Source organism: Cytobacillus sp. ABV4_503, assembly GCF_056158445.1.
Genome location: NZ_JBSWTH010000001.1, coordinates 2,890,397 through 2,910,066 on the forward strand (window position 1 = coordinate 2,890,397; position 19,670 = coordinate 2,910,066).

Sequence of the window (19,670 nt, forward strand, 5' to 3'; positions counted from 1 at the left end):
TTGCTTCAGTATCGAGGATTTTTTGAATAGCGGTTATCTATGAATGAGTGTAAGCTTTTTCTGTATTCTCCCACACAACCTTACCGGAAATGATGGTCGCCAATATAGGTATATCTTTTAAGTCCATTGCTGGGCAGGTAAGAGGATCGGCATCCAGGACAACAAAATCTCCTTTTTTCCCTTCTTCTATTGTGCCAGCAGAATCTTCTTCAAAGTTCAGAGCTGCACCGTAAGATGTCATCGCTTTTAAAGCATCCAGAACATCAATTTTTTGATCATCACCAAGCACATCACCTTCTAAAGTGATTCGGTTTACAGCCGCCCATATGGAAAACAGGGGCGAAATTGGGGTAATTGGACAATCAGAATGCAGTGTGAACAGCAAATTGCGGTCAACCGCATCAGCCAAAGGATTAATTCTAGCCGCCCTCTTTTCACCCAGGAATATTCTGCGGTGCCGATCTCCCCAAAAATAAACATGATTGATGAAAAACGAAGCAGCAACACCTAATCTTTGCATGGCATCAAGGTCTTTACTGCCTGCAGTCTGTACATGTTCAATCCGGTGCCTGTGGTCATCCATCGGACTTTTTGACAAAACATAATCGAAAGCCTCAAGGATAGATCCAATAGCCCGATCTCCATTTCCATGAATCGCTATTCTAAATCCTCTATTATGGAGATCCAGCATTTCTTCTGCAAAAGTGTCCTGATCGTGCAGGAGCTCACCAAATACAGATTCATCACAATGATAAGGTTCGCGGAGTGCACCGGTAAGTCCCTGGATGGATCCATCCTGAAATAATTTGGCACTATCGAGTGATGCTCTGTTTTTGGTGCGCCTTTTTAATTCAAGATCGAGCTGATCGGCGGTATAACCCGAAAAAGCACTTCCCTCTCTTAAAAGGTGATGCAGGATCATTAGCCGCATATTCAGCGGATTCTTACCTGAATTAATGGCTGCTATATGCGCATTTAATTCCTCTATTCCTCTGTCCAGGCCCACCCCGGCATCTGTACAGGTGGTGATTCCCTGAGACAGGTACACCTTTGCCGCATTTTCTATATTTTTGACTTGTTCATCGCTTGACGGAGAAGGCAGGAATGGAAAAATAAATTCCAGAGCGGGAATTTCATGTATGACACCGTCCAGCCTTCCATTATCATCACGTGTAAAGTACCCGCCATGCGGATTCGAAATGCTTTCATCGATTCCAGCCATTTCAAGAGCTTTGGAATTGGCAGCACCAAAGTGTCCGGAAATATGCCGGATAAAAACGGGATTGTTCGGTGCTGCATGATCTAAATCAGACCTGTTCGGATGCCTTTTATCCTCCAATAGGGTATCATCATATCCCCACCCCATGATCCATTCTCCAGGTTTTGCTTTACTGGCCCTTTCTCTTATTCTTTCCTTTATATCACCAATGTTTTTATTTCGCGGGGATCTGCAATCAGCATAATTCAGCATTTGCCCGAACATTAATAAATGACTATGAGTGTCTATAAAACCAGGAAGCAAAGCAGCCCCGTTTAAATCCAAGATCTCAATATCAGGGCTTTTTGGAATTTCCGAACGGTCCGGTTCGGTTTTATCCCAAATTTTTTCGATGATGCCATTACTGACAAGCAATGATTTTGCCTTCGTATTATGTTGATCAAGTGTGATGATATTTGCATTTTTTATGATAAGGATACTCATCCTTATCCCTCCTTATTAGACAGCTTTGTTTTCTGCTGAATCGGTATCGTCAATCTTTCTATTTGCTGAAGGAAGGTCTTCCCAGTAAACAGCTTTTACATTTTCTGCTGATGAATGTTTCGTCCAGAGACTAATTATGACAAGTGAACAAAAAGAAGCGATAAAGCCGGGTATTGTCTGATCTATTCCTGTATTGATAAGAGGCCAAAGAATGGTAGTGAAACAAGCCAGAAGCATGCTGGAAATGACAGCGGTGTTGGTTGTCCTTTTCCAAAACATAATGGCCAGAAACGGAAACACAAGAGTTGTTGCTGACAGTCTGAGTGCCCATTGATACATGCTGACTATATCTGTTAATGCAAAAGCAACTAACAGTGATAATACCGATATAATCACTACACTCAAGCGGGAAACAAACATCATTTGCTTTTCCGTAGCATTGGGATTTAATAGACGGTGATACAAATCCTGAGTGATATTAGAGCTTCCTTGTAAAATGAAGGAGTCTGCACCTGTCATAAGTGCTGATAGGAGTCCGATCAGAATGATGCCGCCAATATAAGGAGGAAGCATTTCCACGGTTACATAGGAGAAAATTAAATCTGGGTGTATATCGGCTGGCACAAATTGCCTTGCCATAATTCCTATACTATATGGAAGCACAGAAATACATAAAGTAATGGCATAACCTGTTAAGCCAGCTTTAATGGCAATATCCTCTGTCTTGGAAGCAAAGATTCGCTGCCATGTGGATTGCCAAACTAAGTAGAACGGAGCTACAGAAAGGGCAAATAGCAGGACATCCCCGAGTCCATTCGCACCGAGCGGAGTTAAAAAATCTCTCGGCGTGTTACTAAAAATTTGTTCCATCCCCCCGGCAAAATTCAAGGCGGCATATGCAAGCATCACAATCCCTGCAATCAGAATTACGCTTTGAATGGCATCAGTTACAATCGTTGCTACTAAACCGCCCAAAATCGTAAAACCGAGAATCAAAATAAATGACAGTACAATTCCAGTTTTCACATTCATATTAAAAGCAATGCTAAATACGGTACTCATCCCTACAATCTGCAGGGCAGTAGTGGGAACTGAGTATATAAAAGCAGATAACACTGATGGAATAATACCGGTTTTTGCTCCGAATCTTTCACTAAAAAGGTCGGCCAGTGTATACAATCTCTGTCTTCTTAATGGACGGCTAAAGAAGAAAATCAAGAGCATACTGACAAGCATGGCTGGTAATGCAAATTTAAAAAATCCCGATACCCCCATTGTGAACCCCATTCCAATCCAGCCAATAAAAACGGCAGCGCCGCAATTCGTGCTGATGATTGTACCGACAATATTCCAAAACCCCATATTCCAGCCTGCAATTAAATAACTGTCAGAGGTTTTAATTTTTGTAAAATAATAGATTCCAATTGCAAACATGAATATGAAATATGCCAAAATGTATCCAAAATACCAGCTCATCGACTGCCCCCTTTTTATTTTCTTAATATTCTGTAAATTATTGGCAGTAATATGTTGTGCTTCTTCTATTTACTTCCACTTTATCGGTCATTTTCACATAATTATCGGTCAGTTTTTGAATTTATCGGTCAACTCTGCCATTTATCGGTCAACTCTGCCATTTATCGGTCAATTTTCATTTTTATCGGCCGCTTTTCCACTATATCGGTCAGTTCGCGTCATAGCAACTTTCTAACTTCAGCACCGTAACGATATAATTCAAACTCCTAAGCTTTCTTTAAAAAAGGAGCTTAATCAAAAATCTATTAAGCTCCTTCCATTTTGCCTACCAGTTTTTATGATCTAGGTGAGCATATTTCGGCAGAAGGCGAGTCGGCATCTTTAAGGCATCTTTACGGAATGGAGGTGCCAATTGCGTGCCATCCACCTGAATATCAATAACTGTCGGTTTGCTGGATTCTATTGCACGGCGGATAGCTGGTCCTACGTCCTCAGGTTTGTCTACACTTATTCCCTGTGCCCCCATGGACCTTGCCACCTCTGCAAAGTCCGGATTCTGGATATCCGCTCCTACAAAGCGATTATTATAGAAATCTACCTGGTTTTTCTTTTCTGCACACCAGGCATTGTTATTAAAAACACATGCTACTACTGGAATATTCTCCTCTACAGCCGTACTTACTTCATGCAGGCTCATTCCCCAGGCGCCATCCCCTACGATGGCCACTACAGGACTATTCGGATTTGCAAGCTTTGCACCTAATGCCGACGGATAGGCAAAGCCTGTATTCCCAAAGGTTAAGGCTGCCACATGCTGGCGGCCGGAATTGAATTTTAAATAGGCATTTGCGGTAGAAGATACATTCCCGATATCTGTAGTGACAATTGCGTTTTCCGGAAGGACCTTTGTAAGCTCAAGCAGCGCCCTGCGCGGATTAATTGGACTTCCTTCCACCATGGCCAGATCCACAAGTTCTTTTTCCCATTGTTCTTTTTCATTTGTGACTCTCGCCATTCTCTCAGAATTGAATTGCTTATTTGGTACTTTTTCTTTCAGCCGTTTTGCGATTTCAGCAGAAGCTGCTTTGGCATCACCAATAATCCCAATTTCTACTGGATGGGTTCTGGCGATATTACGGGGATTGATATCAATTTGGACAATCTTTGCGTTTTTCGGAAAGTAATCAATGTCATAGCATGGCAATGTTCCAAAGACAGATAATCTGGTACCGATAGCGAGCACCACATCTGCATCCTTTAATGTGTTCATAGCTGCTTTTGACCCCATATACCCAATAGGCCCCACCGCTAAAGGTTCATTTGCCGGGAAAGCATCATTATGCATATAGGAAACAGCTACAGGGATCGTTAAATGATCGGCAATTTCCTTCACTGCCTCTATTCCATCTGAATCCACTACTCCCCTGCCGGAAATGATGACTGGATTTTTGGCAGATGAAAGCAATTCCACAGCCTGATCAATCTGTTCTAATGATCCGCAGCCCCTATTATCTACGCGATACTGATGCGGTTCTAGGATTACATCTTCCACTTCACCATAAAAATAGTCCCGCGGAATATCAAATAACACTGGACCTCTCTCTGCGTAAGCAATTCTAAAGGCAGTCCTCAGGCAATCCGCCACCCGTCCCGGATGTGTGACCCTAACGGTTTCCTTCGTGATCGCTTTAAAAACTGAAACCTGATCGCACTCCTGGAAACCGTCCCATCCGACGGTAGGTGTTCCTGCTGAAGGAGAAATGACGACCATAGGAGTGTGAGCCTGATTCGCTGCCGCTACCGACGTTACCATATTGGTGATTCCAGGTCCATTCTGGCCAATGACCACCCCTGCAACTCCGCTTACTCGAGTATAGGCATCTTCCATGTGGGCAGCGCTTTGCTCATGCCGAACGCCGATGAAGCGGATCCCGGCAGTTGGAAGCAAGTCTAATAGATCCATGAAGGCTGATCCCAAAATCCCGGAAATATGTGTGACACCTTCTTTAACTAATGTTTCTACAATTGCCTCACTTGGTGTCATTTTCACCTTTCTTGTTTTGATTACTGCTAGTTCTTTTTCTGCTTTTGCCATTGCGGGCACTTCCTTTCCAGTTTTAATAGGATGATAGCTCTTAATCAGATTCAAATTTTCCCTATCTAAATTTCTTTAAATGCATTTTTGACCGTCTCAACAACAAATTTTAAGTCTTCTTCTGTAGAAGAAAGCGGCGGAGCTATAATAAGGACATTATTGAAGCCAGGCACTGTATCCCCATTTCTGCCAATGATCAGGCCTTTTTCTTTACACAGTGCAATGATCTTTGTCAATAATTGGTCAGAAGCCGGCTGCTTCGTTTCCTTGTCTTCAACCAATTCAATGCCATACAAGAAACCGGTGCTTCTGACTTCGCCAACATTTTTATGAGCCTGCAAATCTTTTAAACTGCTTAAAATGCTTTCACCCAGCACCTCTACCCTGCTGACAATATTCTCCCTTTCTATGATTTCGATATTTTTCAATGCAACTGCACAGCTTGCCGGATGTCCCCCATAGGTTGAGACATGGCGGAAATGGTTATCTGTTCCCTGTTCCTTAAATTTCTCATAAATTCTGGAATGAACTGCCGTAGCACCAAGTGGCAGATAACCGCTGGTCAACCCTTTTGCCATTGTTACGATATCAGGCTGAACACCCTTTGAATGCATAAATCCAAACATCTTGCCCGTTCGCCCGAATCCGGATACTACTTCATCCATTATCAGGAGGACATCATGTTTTTTGCAGATTTGTGCCACTCTCTGCAGATATTCAGGGGACGGGATAATAACTCCCCCGCCTGAAATGAAAGGCTCCATTATGACTGCAGCAACCGTTTCGGCACCTTCCCATTGGATGACCTGGTCAATCATGTCAGCTGCGACTTTATCGCAATCCTTCACATCCTCGCCAAATGGACAGCGATAGCTGTAAGGAGGCGGCACATGCAGGAACCCCGGCATGCCAGGATCGTATTTCACTCTTCTGTTAGCCTGTGCAGTAGCACTTAAAGCACCTAAAGTAGAACCATGATAGGCACGGTAGCGCGAAATAAATTTATATTTTCCCGGATTGCCATTCTGATTATGGTATTGCCTCGCTATTTTGAATGCGGTTTCATTCGCTTCGGAACCGCTGTTTGAGAAAAAGGTTTTATAGGAATCCCCCAGCAATTCACTAATTTTTGCAGATAACTTAATGGCTGGTGCATGGCTTAATGTCAGAGGAAAATACGACAGCTGCATCATTTGCTCTGCAGCAGCCTCTGCAATTTCTTTCCGTCCATGTCCCAGGTTCAGGCACCAAAGACCGGATACACCATCCAAATATCGATTGCCATCCATATCAGTAAACCATGAGCCTTCACCTGATTTGGCAATCATCGGACTGCTTCCTTCTGTATGCCGGCTCATCGCATGCCACAAGTGTTCCTGGTCCTGATCAGTTAACTTTTTGTTATCATTAAGTTCTAGCGTAGACATATTGCTTGCCTCCTTCTATTCATTAATTCAGGTTTGTTTTTTGTCTTTCCTTATGGGAATCATGTTGCGGCTGGAATCTTGTTTATTAATTCCTGGGTGGGTGTATAAGGATAGTTATGCGCCTCTGCAACTTTCTGATGAGTGACGTTTCCATTCATGGTATTGACCCCTTTTTCAAGAAAAGGATACTTTAAAATAGATTTTTCAATTCCTGTATTAGCGAGCATTAAGGCATATGGTGCTGTAGTGTTGGAGAGGGCATAGGTGGAAGTTCTTGCTACAGCGCCCGGAATGTTTGGAACCGCATAATGCAAAACACCATGCTTTACATAAGTTGGAGAATCATGTGAGGTAATATGATCGATGGTTTCAATTGAACCGCCCTGATCAATGGCAACATCAATAATGACCGAGTTCTTTTCCATTTGCATAACCATTTCTTCGGTTACTAACTGAGGTGCTTTTGCACCGGGGATAAGGACAGCCCCTATCACTAAATCGGCCAGTTTTACTTCCTGGGCGATATTGAACGGATTTGACATGACTGTTCTCACTCTGCCTGAAAAAAGATCGTCCAGCTGGCGGAGTCTTTCTGCACTTATGTCGATGATGCATACATCTGCACCAAGGCCGACAGCCATTTTTGCGGCATTTGTCCCAACTACTCCCCCGCCAATAATCACCACTTTTCCAGGCTTCACACCAGGAACCCCGCCTAATAAGACACCTTTTCCGCCATGAATCTTTTCAAGAAATTGCGCTCCGAGCTGGACAGACATCCTTCCGGCAACTTCACTCATAGGCGTTAGAAGAGGCAATGATTTGTTATCCAGCTGAATGGTTTCATAAGCAATCGAGGTAACTTCTTTTTCGACCAAAGCCTTTGTCAATTCAGGTTCAGCTGCAAGATGCAAGTAGGTAAAGAGAATTAATCCTTTTCGGAAATATTGGTATTCGACTGGCTGAGGCTCTTTAACCTTCATAACCATATCCGCAGCCCAGGCCTCTTTTGCACTTGACACAACCGTTGCACCAGCTTTTTCGTATTCCTCGTCTGAGATGCCGCTTCCTGCACCTGAACCCTTCTCAATCCAGACCGTATGGCCTGCATTAACAAATGCAGAAACACTTGCTGGAACAACGGAAACCCGGTTTTCATTATTCTTTACTTCCTTTGGCACACCAATAATCATGTCATCACTCCATCCTGCAAAATAGAAATATTAACCATCTTGTCATGACGTCATGTCGTCCGTACCAGTTGTTGTATGACTAGCCTCAGTTGTAATTAAAACATAACCATTATTCCTTTTCAATATTTTCTAAAAATTTTATATTATCGGAATTATCAATAGATATTATTGTAAAATTGAATAACACTGCATTTAACTATAATTCTTTGATAGTTTTATTCTAAATGAATACATATCCGAACGAAAAAAAGCAGAATAATATTCTATTAAGCTGCCATTTGTGTCTGATAATAACCGCTCTATGTGAAGCACACTTAATGTAGAGGGTACACCAAGCAGGTCGGCTTCTTCCTTGGATAAATAAGTACTTGTAATGATCTGTTCAGCTTCTGAAAACTTTAAGTCTAAACTTTGCTCCAGCAGATCATACAGTGTACCCTTTTCAATATCATATCGGGCGAGATTTTCACCAATTTCAATAGGGTAATACTGACTTTCAAGGGCCAATGGCTTATCGTTTGCATAGCGAATTCGCTTTATAAAGTATGCCTCTGTAAGTCCGCTGGCTTCCACAATTTCTCTTGATGGAACAACAATGCCATTGTCCAGTAATTTTGCATCAGGCTTCATCCCCATTTTTTTAATCACTTCTGTTGTACTCGTAATATTTCCCAGCCACTCCTCAATCGGTTTCTTTGAAATAAAAGTGCCTTTTCCGTGGACTTTCTTTAGCACACCTTCGTTGACTAAATGGGAAACTGCCTCTCTCACTGTACTTCTGCTCACTTTATAGGTATCCATCAACTCCCTTTCACTTGGAATTTTCTCATTGAAAGAACGATTGTCTATGAGCTCCTGCAGCTTATTTTTTAATTGTATGTGAAGCGGAATAGGACTTTTAGAATCTAACTCTGTCATAATGGATGCCTCCTTACTATTTTTCAAATAATCAAAATGTATAATTAATTATATAGGTTACCCGAATGAATATCCATCCATTTACAGCAGATCCTGTTGCGCGTATTTAAAATTTTTTCTAATTATAGGTTGCCATTAAATGAGGATCAAGACAATCCAATGAAGCGATGGAAAGAGAACGTTTAACAATGAGCATCCCATCTGCTTAGAGATGGGATGCTCATTTTTTTCGATTTTGGTCATCCTTTGATATTCTCACTCATTCTTTTAACAAACATTGTCAAAAAATAGGCTGCATAAGCGATCGAGATATCGATCAGAAAGATATAGAAATGATTCATTCCCTTTTTAAAATGCACCATGCCTGCCCATTCCTCAAGTGTGGCAAATCCAAAGGCAAAAACGGCACTTGCTAAAATCGTGTAAATCAGAAAGCTTTTCTTGTGGTTTGTGCAGAACTGATAAATCAGCAGGAAACCGACTGGTAAAGCTGATGCTGTCATGTTCAGGGCATAGGGAAACATGGGAAATAAAAAATAGGTGTGAACAAAATAACTATATCGTTCCAAAAAGCTGTCGGCGTACGTCCAAAGAATATGCACGGTATAACCAAAGAAGAAAATCTCAAATATCCTGGTCCTGTCAATTGATAGATATACAATAACGAGCGGCAGCACCATAAGTGCCAAAACCACCCAAAACTGCCAGGTTCCAAGACCAGAGTATTCTCTCCAATAGGAAGAAATGAGTGCATTCATCTTTTCACTTTGGGAGAATATCTGCTCCCAGTATTCACTATAACTCAAAGAATTACCTCCCTAAACGCATCATCATCTTGATAGAATTATGCATAATCATAGTTTTCTACCCGTGCATCAATCAGCATTTTTCTAAATGTATCTCCTTTTTGAACCCCTAATATCTTCTGCCCATATTCAAGGAAAGACATAAGCTCGTTTTCCGATAAATGACTCATATTCAGCGGAAATTGTTCCATCTCTTTTACCTCATCCATAATCTGATCCAATAGTTCCTTTCCGCTTTTGGAAATTGCTACACATTTATAGCGGAGCTGCTCTTTATTGGCCGTGATTTCGATCAGTCCTTTTTCCTTTAACGGTTTTAAAAGCCTGGTTACAGTTGATAGATGCCAGCAGCCCAGATCACTTATTTGGGTCGGGCTTAGTTTTTGATTATGGGTGCCAAGCAGAAACAGAATATGCTGCTGAGCAGGCGTCAGCTTAAATTTCCTTTCAAGCTCTGCCCACTTCTTTTCCATACAGAAGTATAGTGCCCTTATGACAAGCAATGTCTGCTGTTTCAATAAAATGTTCATCCTTTTCCCCCTCACTTGCAGATACAATTGTATTTACAAGTATTGTTTGAGAGATGACTGATTTTATGCAAAAAAAATAGAGGTTCGCTTTCCTGCCTCTATTTTTGTCCTATTCTTTTTTTCACAGAGTTTCTGATTGACTCTATCATCTCCTCAGACAAATTTGCCGGAAGCGACGAGCCATCATGAAATACCCAGGCGTTGATCACTTCAAGGTCAGCTTTTTTAAATGTTATGCTATAAGTATTATTTTCCTGGAGAAATTCAATTGTGGCATATTCTTCTCCATCAAATTCATCATCAATAATCATGCTGGTAATTTCGTATGGATTCACAAATAATCTCCTTTAGCTTTTTTTACTATTTAGAATGCACCTGGCCCATCAAATTTATCCGAAAATGTTTAAGTCTTCATAATAATGGTATCTATGGTTTTATATGCAACAAAAAATGTAGCAAGGGAGTATGCGGCTTCTGTAATGCCGAATAAAAAAACAGAACTTCCAAAGATAATGGTATTCATTAATAGGATGCATTGCCCGATGGTTAAAGGCAAACGCTCGCTGAATAAAATAGCCAAAACTTCTGTACCATCCAGACAGGCTCCAAACCGGATAATGAGACCCACTCCCATTCCGAGCAAAAGACCTCCCAGAATTATGATCAGCAGGGGATGGTCAGTCACTTCCTCAAATGGGGCCAATATGTATGTCTCACCTGCCAGCACGGAACTGGCAAAAAGGCTTAACACCAAAAATCTTCCCCCTAAGTAGAAAAAGCCCGCCACTAAAAAGGGGAGATTCAACAGCAGGATCAAGACACCCACATCTACATGAAATACATGTGAAAGGATGATGCTCAATCCAACAATGCCTCCATCAATAACATAATTTTTCACAAGGAATAATTGCAGGGAAACAGCCACAAGTGTTGCTCCGAATATGATAATCAGCCCATTTTTAAAGGCGGAAAAATTACCCTTTCGTCTTTGGCTTAAATAGTATTGAATCCTATTTTTATACACTGGCCATCTCCTTTTGTTCAGACTGGCTTATGTATTGAAATATATTCCCGAAAAATCAATAAAATGCAGAAGCCTCCTTTCTATTTTAATAGTTTCCAGTAAAAAAAAGATAGAATTCCTTCATATCAGAGTGTAAAATAAATTCAGCCAGTTGAAAAACTGACACAGACATCCATTTGTATAGGAGGATGGAACGCACAAATAGAACTACTTTAAGCAGCCTTTAAATATATTGAATTTTCAGAAAACTAAATAAAAAGAGGTTGATGTATATGGCAATGGATGCATCTATTAAAGAACCAACGATTTTTGATCATGTTGGAAATAAGATTATTACAGAAGATCGGGAAATTCATATAATTGCCAGATTAGCAGAACCATTGATCGTGATTCTGGGAAATGTCCTGAGCGATGAAGAATGTGACCAGCTGATTCAGCAATCAAAAGAGCGCATGCAGCGTTCAAAAGTTGCCAACTCCATTGAAGCTGATGAACTGCGAACCAGCAGCAGTACTTTTTTCCATGAAGGGGAGAATGAAATTGTCTCCAGAATCGAAAAAAGAATCTCACAAATCATGAACATTCCAGTTGAGCATGGTGAAGGGCTGCAGATCCTTAATTATAAAATAGGCCAGGAATATAAAGCTCATTTTGACTTTTTCTCTTCAACCAGCAGAGCAGCAAGCAATCCGAGAATCAGCACGCTCGTCATGTACCTGAATGATGTGGAACAGGGCGGGGAAACGTATTTTCCTAAGCTTAACTTCTCCGTTTCTCCACAAAAAGGCATGGCTGTTTATTTTGAATACTTTTATAATGATCAGAACTTAAACGACCTGACACTTCATGGCGGTGCACCTGTTGTCATCGGAGATAAATGGGCTGCTACGCAATGGATGAGGAGAAAGAAATTTTAGATAGAAAAAACACTTGGGAAAATTTTTTCTCCAAGTGTCTTTTAAAATACAATCAATTGAAATTGTCCAGCCTCAGCGCCTGCCCCCTCGAGTTCACGAAACCGGGGCGGGCAAGGCGCTGAGGCTTTTCTTAGAACCACAGTCTCTTATGATAGTCATATTCAGAGGTGTCGTAACTCTCTTCCCCTTCTAGATTAGGGGCACACTTTTCACAAGGTTCTTCCTGCTGGCCATGTTCACATTGTTCCATTAAAAGTTCCACCTGAACGCATCCCCCTTCCTATCTGTTAATTTAATTATAATGAAAGCGTTTACAGCTGTCTTGTACAATTTGTTGGAAAATCTTTAAAAAGTGCCTATCCTATGGCACATTTTAACGTCAAAAAAAGACATTCCTGTCGCATTTTAGCTTTTGCCGCCCCTAATAGCTGCGGGGCAAATCGGTTACTTCAAGTGCAACCCTTATTCCTGATTGAATCGCCCCTTCAATCCATCCCGGGGCTGTGGACGTGTGTTCCCCGGCGAAATGGACTCTTCCCTCCGGAACAGGAATAAATGGGAATAACTCTGTTTCCTGGTTCGGTTTGAACATGGAGAAGGCTCCGCCAGAAAACGGATATTGTGACCAGCTATGGGAGGCGCCTGTTAAGAAATACTCGTAAACCTGATTGCCATGAACGACAGCTAAATTGTCAAGGGCATTCCGAATCCGATCTCCTTCCTTAAGGTTATCCCAGGATAAAGTATCATCTTCCCATGTATAGCTTGCCATAATGATGCCGGAACCTGCTGACCCAATTAAATGGCTCGGATAGGCAGCGAACCGAATGGGCAGATCCGTCATCAGCTTTCCTCCCTGCAAACCTTCGCGTTCCCAAAACCGCTGTTTAAACTGCAGTCCAATTTTCGTGGAGGAAACATAATGCAGTTCCCTTATGGCTTTCCATTTATTCGGGGAAAATGATTGCCGGGGAACGATTTCAACGAAGGACAGCAAAGAAAAAGGTATAGTTAAGATGGCAAGATCACCACTGACCATCAAAGGTCTTTGACTCAAGGTATGTCTGGCATGGATTGTAACCTGCTGAGGATCCTGTTCTATTTTTGTCATTTGATAACCGAAATAAAGGTCTTCTTTTAACTGGGGCAAAAAAGCATTTGGAAGCTTGTCATTCCCTCCTTCTACTTCATAAAAATGAATGTCCGGGCTAAATAAAGGAAGCAGTTCCCGCAGAATCGCAGGAAACGACAACTCCGGGAAACCTTCCAGACCAAGCAAAACTTTAATGCTTTCAAGGGCACCAGGTGATAAACTCGGTCCAACCGGGTTGTATCTGAGAAAGAAGCTTATCGGATACCGGTCAAATTCTTTTACTATAATACTCCAATTTCGAGCAGGGTTTTGATTAATAAAATCTGCTACAGGCTTAATGGCCATCGTAAGCAGATCCTCCGCCGTCTTCCCTTTTTCATGCGGAGCAACAGGGTAACGCAGGATATCAGGGTTTTGCTGATATATGGTGCGATTTATTTTAATGCCATTGGCAAAGATAAGATCCTGAGGAGTTGTGTTCCGGAATTCATTTACCTTTAAACGGAATTTTTTTATATATTCCAAAACTAAAGAGTGAGTATGAGGAATGCGCATGGCTCCCACATCCAGATACATTCCGTCCATAAAAGGCTCTCTCATTGTAAATATTCTGCCGCCAACCCTTTGTGTTGCTTCTAAAACCGTCACATCATGCCCTGCTGCCTTCAGCAGGGAAGCGGCAACAAGACCTGACATACCGGCACCGACAACGATTATTTTTTTTTGGACCTTAGAAATGCCGAGACCGTTTCTGATGATGGATAGCATTTCTTCTGTATTTAACTGTGGATCCCGATAAAAGACCATACCTATTCTCCTCCTGGGGATCTGTCAAAAAGTTATTACTTTATCATACTGCCGGACAACTTCAGATTATGATTCTTTTATGAATTTGGCAGCTATGCATGAATCAAGTCACGGCCAAAACCACTTAGCTTATTTGTCGCAAAAAAAGGCACCAAATCTTCATGATTTGATGCCTCACCCTATAAATATGATTCTGCTAGAACGCTGCTGTCCATCCGCCATCAGCAACGATCACGGATCCATTAACAAAGCTGGAATCATCAGATGCCAGGAATAATGCAACCTGTGCAATTTCCTCCGGCTTTCCGACTCTTGGCATAACACCCTGAACAGCCTTTGTACGGCTGAATCCAAATTCATTCAGGCTTTTCATTGATGAGGCAATGTTTGTTTCCACACCGCCTGGTGCAATGGCGTTACAGCGGATGCCGCTGTTTGCGTACATATAGGCAGTGTTTTTCGTAAGCCCTATCACGGCATGCTTTGATGCCCCATAAGCAGCGCCTGCATGGGCGCCATTTAATCCGCCTGTAGAAGCAGTATTGATGATTACCCCTTTCCCTTTATCTAAAAAGAGAGGGATGGCTTTTCTTATTGAACGCATGACGCCTTTTGTATTAATATCAAATATTAAATCCCATCGTTCATCCTGGATGTCTCCAACGGGTTCAAACCCGTCCATAATTCCTGCGTTATTCACCAGGATATCCAGCGCTCCAAATTCATGAACAGCTCCATCTATCATTCTTTCAATATCATCTTGTTTTGAAACATTAACCTGAACAGCTTTGGCCTTTCCGCCATTCACAGTGATTCCCTTTACCACAGCCTCGGCCCCTTCCAGGTTCAGGTCAGCGGCAATGACACTTGCACCTTCCTTTGCGTACAACTCCGCAATCGCTTTTCCCATTCCGGATGCTGCACCTGTTACAATCGCTACTTTATCCTGAAGCTTCATTTAGATTTCCTCCGTTCAGCTGAATAATTTAGTGAACACTTGTTGATTATCTCTTACATCTTTATAATATGTTAATAAGGACGCCCATTCAATCAGCAAATTATCAGCGATTTGTCTACTATTGAACACATTCATTGTATTTTGATTATTTTTTCAACCTATTTCAACTATGGAGGCCTTTTATGTCCAGTAAGCAGAATCTCCCTATAGACCGAAGAATAACAAAATCAAAACAAGCTTTAATGGATGCCCTATTATCCTTAATGCAGACGAAGGAATTCAAAAAAATAACCATAACGGATATCGTGAAGACAGCCAATCTCAACAGGGGTACATTTTATAAGCATTATGAATACAAAGAGGATATCCTCGATGAAATGGTCGATGATGTGATATCAGATCTAATCTCCTCCTATCGCGAACCATACAAGAACACAGAAACCTTCCAGTTAAAGACCCTTACCTCTTCTGCCATTAAAATTTTTGAACATGTTAGTCATAAAAAAGAATTCTATTCCTTAATGGTAAAATCAAATGCCTTATCCGGATTGCAAAGCAAATTGTGCGATGTACTGAAGGAGGTAACTTTGAAAGACCTTAAAGATGTAAAGTTTAACCCAAAAATCAATCGTGAATTGCAGGCAAGCTTCTATGTACATGCAATATTGGGAATGATTACGGAATGGATAAATTATGGATTTAAATATGATTCAAACTATATGTCCGAACAGCTGCTGGAAATCTTAAAGAGCAGACAAGAAGATGAGGTATTCAAATTAACTTGAATGAAACCAATACCTACATTAATTCATCTTAAATTGCTTAAATTACCATAATAAAACAAACACATTTTTTTCTCCCACCCCCAAAATTAAAGAATGACAGCCTAAATTTTTGTTGATGGTCATTTTTTGTCGAAATAATGATTCTCTGGATATTTGGAGCATACACTCCAAAAAGCTATTAAATTATTATACATAATTCGACTTTACTTTTGGGAGGAATGAATGTGGATCGTTTTTTCAGGTGGATTGTCAGATCTTTGTTTGCACCTGTCTCCGGAAATGCAGGAGCGATTGCAAGTACTCTTGGTTTTTTTCTGGCATTTTTACCTTTGGAAGGTTTTAGTATTCCATTATTGTTTGTTTGTTCACTGCTGATGCGCCTAAATATTATTGCCTTATTCCTGGGCACTCTGATTACTGTTTTTATACCTTACATACACAAGCTGCCTTTCATGAATTTTGGCCCATTTGCAGATTCCTGGTTCATTTCAACACTTAAAAACAATATTTTAACCTCGGAATCTATTGCATCAGGTGTCTTCGGAGGAGTGGTAGGACTAGTCTGCTATTTTTTCTTCCACTGGTTTTATAACCTGGGGCTGAAAAAAAACGAGGGAAAACAGGAATCTATATTTCTTGATCCTGCTAAAACGCGGTGGTCCTTAATTAAGCGAATGAGCACTGGCTTCATCCTATTAATTGTTGTGATATCAACATTTTTTATAGAGAGTTTAAATACAGCTCCAAAGCTTCCTGAGCTTCATCTGGATCAAAGCGCATCAAGTTCCGGTATAGATCCGATAAATAAGCCCTTTAATGAAGAGGAATTGGCACCACAGATTCAAAAGACAAATTCTGCAGCGAATATTTCAGAAAAGCCAAAGATGCCGCAAATGACACAAAAACAAGAGGTTTATGGATTCTATGTCAATTGGGACAAGAATAGTAAAACATCCTTCAGGAAAAATAAAGAGTCCATAACCACTCTAGTCCCTGAATGGATGCAGGTAACACCAGATCTAAAGCTCAAATCTTCTACTGACCGGTCCATTGTAAAAGAAGCAAATAAACATGAAATTAAGATTCTGCCATTAGTGAATAATTTTATAGACAACAAATGGGATTCAGATGTTCTCCACCGGCTATTCACTGCTCCAGGTGCTGACGATCTCTTTATAAAAGAAATGCTGTCTTATGTGATAACAAATGGCTTTGATGGTATTAATATTGACTTTGAAGCAATTAAACCAGCTGACAAGGACCATTTTACTCAGTTCATGAGTAAAGTTTATAAAGCCTTCCACAAAGAAGGCTTAATGGTGACATTGGATGTTCCGCCCAATGACGAAAGCTATGATTATACTTCTTTAGCAAAATACGCTGACCGTGTGATTGTCATGCTCTATGACCAGCATTATTCCATGAGCACACCCGGCCCTGTCGCTCAAACCGATTGGGTTAAGGACAACTTGGATCAGGCTGAAATTCCAGCCGGAAAATTGGTAGCAGGGTTGGGAACATACGGTTACGACTGGGAAGAAGGTTCAGATAAACCCGCAGCTGACATGACTTTTGGGGATATCATGAAGCTGGGCAGCGAGGAGAACCTTACTATCAATTGGAGCATGGAAGCTGGAAACCCCTACTTACGCTATAAACAAAACGGAAAAAATCATACTGTCTGGTTTTTGGATGCTGCTACTTTTTATAACCAGATGAACCTTGCGATTAATGGCGGCTCTACCGGAATAGCAATATGGCGTCTCGGTTCGGAGGATCCCTCTATCTGGAGTTTTGTTAACAAGCCTAAGGAAATCATTAATCCATCTGAAATGCTAAGTGCCTTTGAAAGTCCTGTCTCAGCACTTCATACAGGGAACGGAGAGGTATTGAAAATCGCTTCACAAACTGAAAAAGGAAAAAGGAATATAGAAATGGATTCCAATGGAATGATAAAAAAGGAATCCTATGTAAAATATCCAAAGCCTTTTGAAGTAATCCGCCATGGAAATTCCAGCAAAAAAGAAATCGTTCTTACCTTTGATGACGGCCCGGATCCGGAGTACACACCAAAAATATTGGACATTTTGAAGAGGTATGGGATAAAAGGCACCTTTTTTATTGTTGGAGAAAATGCATTGATGCATCCCCAGCTGGTTAAAAGAATTTATAATGAAGGACACGAAATCGGAAATCATACCTTTACACACCCTGATACTACATCCATCACACCATTTCGTTTACGAATGGAATTAAATGCAACACAGCGCTTAATTCAAGGCATAACCGGCCATTCTACGACTCTTTTTCGTCCTCCTTACATAGCGGATACGGAACTGGGCACAAGAAACGAGCAGCTTCCTATAATGGAAGCTCAGAAGCTGGGCTATACCATGGTCGGCCAATCCATTGACTCGGGTGATTGGCAGGGATCCTCAGCAGATGAACTTGTAAATCGAACATTGGATCAGCTATCTGAAGGCAGCGTCATTTTGCTTCATGATGCTGGCGGAGACCGCTCCAAAACAGCAGAAGCCCTTCCGGTTATTATTGAAACACTTAAAAATAAGGGCTACACTTTTACGACAACTGCTGGTTTAATTGGGAAAAGCGATACTGAAATCATGCCTTTTGCTGATCAGGATAACCCTTATTCTGTTTATGATATGGCGGTATTTAAGGTCATTAAAAGCTGGAACTCTGGACTTAGCTTTTTGTTTTACTCAGCCATCCTTTTAGGTGTTCTGCGCATCTTATTTCTTGTTTTCCTGTCCTGGAAACAGGTTAAAAGGCACGAAGAGACCCAGATTGACCCTGACTTTACTCCTTATGTCAGTGTAGTAATTGCAGCTTATAATGAAGAAAAAGTAATTTGCAAAACTGTAGATTCTATTTTATCGAGCGACTATTCAGATTTTGAGATACTGATAATCGACGATGGCTCAACGGACCATACTGCTCGTGCAGTTGAAGAAGCGTTTTCAGACAATCCCTGCGTCCGGTTAGTTAAAAAAACCAATGGCGGAAAATCCTCGGCTGTAAATCTTGGATTTAAGGAAGCTAAGGGAGAAATAGTAATTGCATTAGATGCAGATACACTCATTGCTGAAAATGCCATCTCTTTGCTTGTTAGCCATTTTAACGATAATCAAGTGGCTGCGGTTTCAGGTAATGTAAAGGTTGGCAATAAGGGGAATCTCCTGACGAATTGGCAGCATATTGAATATGTGACAGGCTTTAATCTGGAAAGGAGAGCGTTCGCAGCTCTTAATTGCATTACCGTAGTACCAGGTGCCATCGGTGCGTGGAAAAAGTCTGCGGTTGAAGAAGCTGGTTACTTTAGAGAGGATACACTTGCGGAGGATACGGATATCACTCTTGCACTATTGCGAAACGATAAAAAAATTGAGTTCGAAGAAAAGGCTTATGCCTATACAGAAGTGCCTGAAGATATTAAAAGCCTGGCAAAGCAGCGCTACAGATGGGTATATGGTACTCTCCAATGCCTTTGGAAACATCGTGCGGCATTATTTAACAAAAAACACCATTCATTAGGGTATATAGCCCTGCCTAACATGTGGCTATTTCAATATGTTTATCAAACCATTTCTCCTATTGCAGATATATTGTTCATCTTTGCCCTTTTCAGCCCAAAACCTGAAAAAGCAGCCATAGGATTTGTCCTTTTTTACTTGATGGATTTCTTTGCCGCCCTATATGCGTTCAGGCTGGAGAAAGAAAGCCCTAAGCCACTGGTCTCATTGTTCCTGCAGCGAATTTTATATAAACAGTTGATGACTTATGTAGTGGTAAAATCGATCTTCTCCGCTATCAAAGGAGTAACCGTTGGCTGGAATAAACTTAAACGAAATGGCAATGTAACTCAGGATAATTCCATTATGAATATAAAATGAATCAAAGGGCCTTTCCCAAACTGGG

15 protein-coding genes are annotated in these 19,670 nt (G+C 41.1%); 3 read left to right on the plus strand and 12 right to left on the minus strand.

Annotation, left to right across the window (positions count from 1 at the left end; translation table 11 throughout):
- Positions 1-37 precede the first annotated feature (37 nt).
- The 10 genes from ACXAD1_RS14430 to ACXAD1_RS14475 all read right to left on the minus strand — a co-directional run bounded on the left by ACXAD1_RS14430 (position 38) and on the right by ACXAD1_RS14475 (position 11,171).
- Positions 38-1,702 (minus strand): amidohydrolase, encoded by a 1,665-nt coding sequence (locus tag ACXAD1_RS14430; protein WP_474910420.1) that lies wholly within the window; start codon positions 1,700-1,702, stop codon positions 38-40.
- A gap of 15 nt (positions 1,703-1,717) precedes the next feature.
- Positions 1,718-3,178: a sodium:solute symporter family protein gene (locus ACXAD1_RS14435; protein WP_370223033.1), complete on the minus strand. Its 1,461-nt coding sequence runs from the start codon at positions 3,176-3,178 to the stop codon at positions 1,718-1,720.
- 325 nt (positions 3,179-3,503) lie between these two features.
- Positions 3,504-5,273: a sulfoacetaldehyde acetyltransferase gene (gene xsc, locus ACXAD1_RS14440; protein ID WP_206843937.1), complete on the minus strand. Its 1,770-nt coding sequence runs from the start codon at positions 5,271-5,273 to the stop codon at positions 3,504-3,506.
- Between the two features lie 65 nt (positions 5,274-5,338).
- Positions 5,339-6,700, minus strand: coding sequence for an aspartate aminotransferase family protein (locus ACXAD1_RS14445; protein ID WP_370224476.1), 1,362 nt, complete (start codon positions 6,698-6,700; stop codon positions 5,339-5,341).
- 59 nt (positions 6,701-6,759) lie between these two features.
- A complete protein-coding gene (gene ald, locus ACXAD1_RS14450) occupies positions 6,760-7,893 on the minus strand; it encodes an alanine dehydrogenase (RefSeq protein ID WP_370224475.1) in 1,134 nt (377 codons plus the stop codon).
- 192 nt (positions 7,894-8,085) lie between these two features.
- Positions 8,086-8,811 (minus strand): GntR family transcriptional regulator, encoded by a 726-nt coding sequence (locus tag ACXAD1_RS14455; protein WP_206843930.1) that lies wholly within the window; start codon positions 8,809-8,811, stop codon positions 8,086-8,088.
- A gap of 239 nt (positions 8,812-9,050) precedes the next feature.
- Positions 9,051-9,617 carry a hypothetical protein gene (locus ACXAD1_RS14460; protein WP_370224473.1) on the minus strand — a complete coding sequence of 189 codons (567 nt, stop codon included), beginning with the start codon at positions 9,615-9,617 and terminating at the stop codon, positions 9,051-9,053.
- Positions 9,618-9,655: 38 nt separating this feature from the next.
- Complete coding sequence (locus tag ACXAD1_RS14465) at positions 9,656-10,147, minus strand: MarR family winged helix-turn-helix transcriptional regulator (RefSeq protein ID WP_370224472.1); 492 nt, start codon at positions 10,145-10,147, stop codon at positions 9,656-9,658.
- Positions 10,148-10,245: 98 nt separating this feature from the next.
- Entirely contained in the window at positions 10,246-10,482 is a 237-nt protein-coding gene (locus ACXAD1_RS14470) for a hypothetical protein (protein WP_206843921.1), read from the minus strand.
- A 68-nt stretch (positions 10,483-10,550) separates the two neighbouring features.
- Positions 10,551-11,171: a YitT family protein gene (locus ACXAD1_RS14475; RefSeq protein WP_370224470.1), complete on the minus strand. Its 621-nt coding sequence runs from the start codon at positions 11,169-11,171 to the stop codon at positions 10,551-10,553.
- A 272-nt stretch (positions 11,172-11,443) separates the two neighbouring features.
- On the opposite strand from ACXAD1_RS14475, the gene ACXAD1_RS14480 reads away from it, so the two are divergent.
- Positions 11,444-12,088: a 2OG-Fe(II) oxygenase gene (locus tag ACXAD1_RS14480; protein WP_206843915.1), complete on the plus strand. Its 645-nt coding sequence runs from the start codon at positions 11,444-11,446 to the stop codon at positions 12,086-12,088.
- A 421-nt stretch (positions 12,089-12,509) separates the two neighbouring features.
- On the opposite strand, the gene ACXAD1_RS14485 is transcribed toward ACXAD1_RS14480, so the two are convergent.
- Together ACXAD1_RS14485 and ACXAD1_RS14490 are read right to left on the minus strand one after the other, a co-directional pair.
- Positions 12,510-13,988: a flavin monoamine oxidase family protein gene (locus ACXAD1_RS14485; protein ID WP_474910421.1), complete on the minus strand. Its 1,479-nt coding sequence runs from the start codon at positions 13,986-13,988 to the stop codon at positions 12,510-12,512.
- A gap of 196 nt (positions 13,989-14,184) precedes the next feature.
- Positions 14,185-14,946 (minus strand): SDR family oxidoreductase, encoded by a 762-nt coding sequence (locus ACXAD1_RS14490; RefSeq protein ID WP_206843912.1) that lies wholly within the window; start codon positions 14,944-14,946, stop codon positions 14,185-14,187.
- 182 nt (positions 14,947-15,128) lie between these two features.
- On the opposite strand from ACXAD1_RS14490, the gene ACXAD1_RS14495 reads away from it, so the two are divergent.
- Together ACXAD1_RS14495 and ACXAD1_RS14500 are read left to right on the plus strand one after the other, a co-directional pair.
- The gene (locus tag ACXAD1_RS14495) at positions 15,129-15,731 is read left to right on the plus strand and encodes a TetR/AcrR family transcriptional regulator (protein ID WP_370224467.1); all 603 of its coding nucleotides are present in this window, start codon (positions 15,129-15,131) and stop codon (positions 15,729-15,731) included.
- A gap of 224 nt (positions 15,732-15,955) precedes the next feature.
- Complete coding sequence (locus ACXAD1_RS14500) at positions 15,956-19,645, plus strand: polysaccharide deacetylase family protein (RefSeq protein WP_474910422.1); 3,690 nt, start codon at positions 15,956-15,958, stop codon at positions 19,643-19,645.
- Positions 19,646-19,670: the final 25 nt, after the last annotated feature.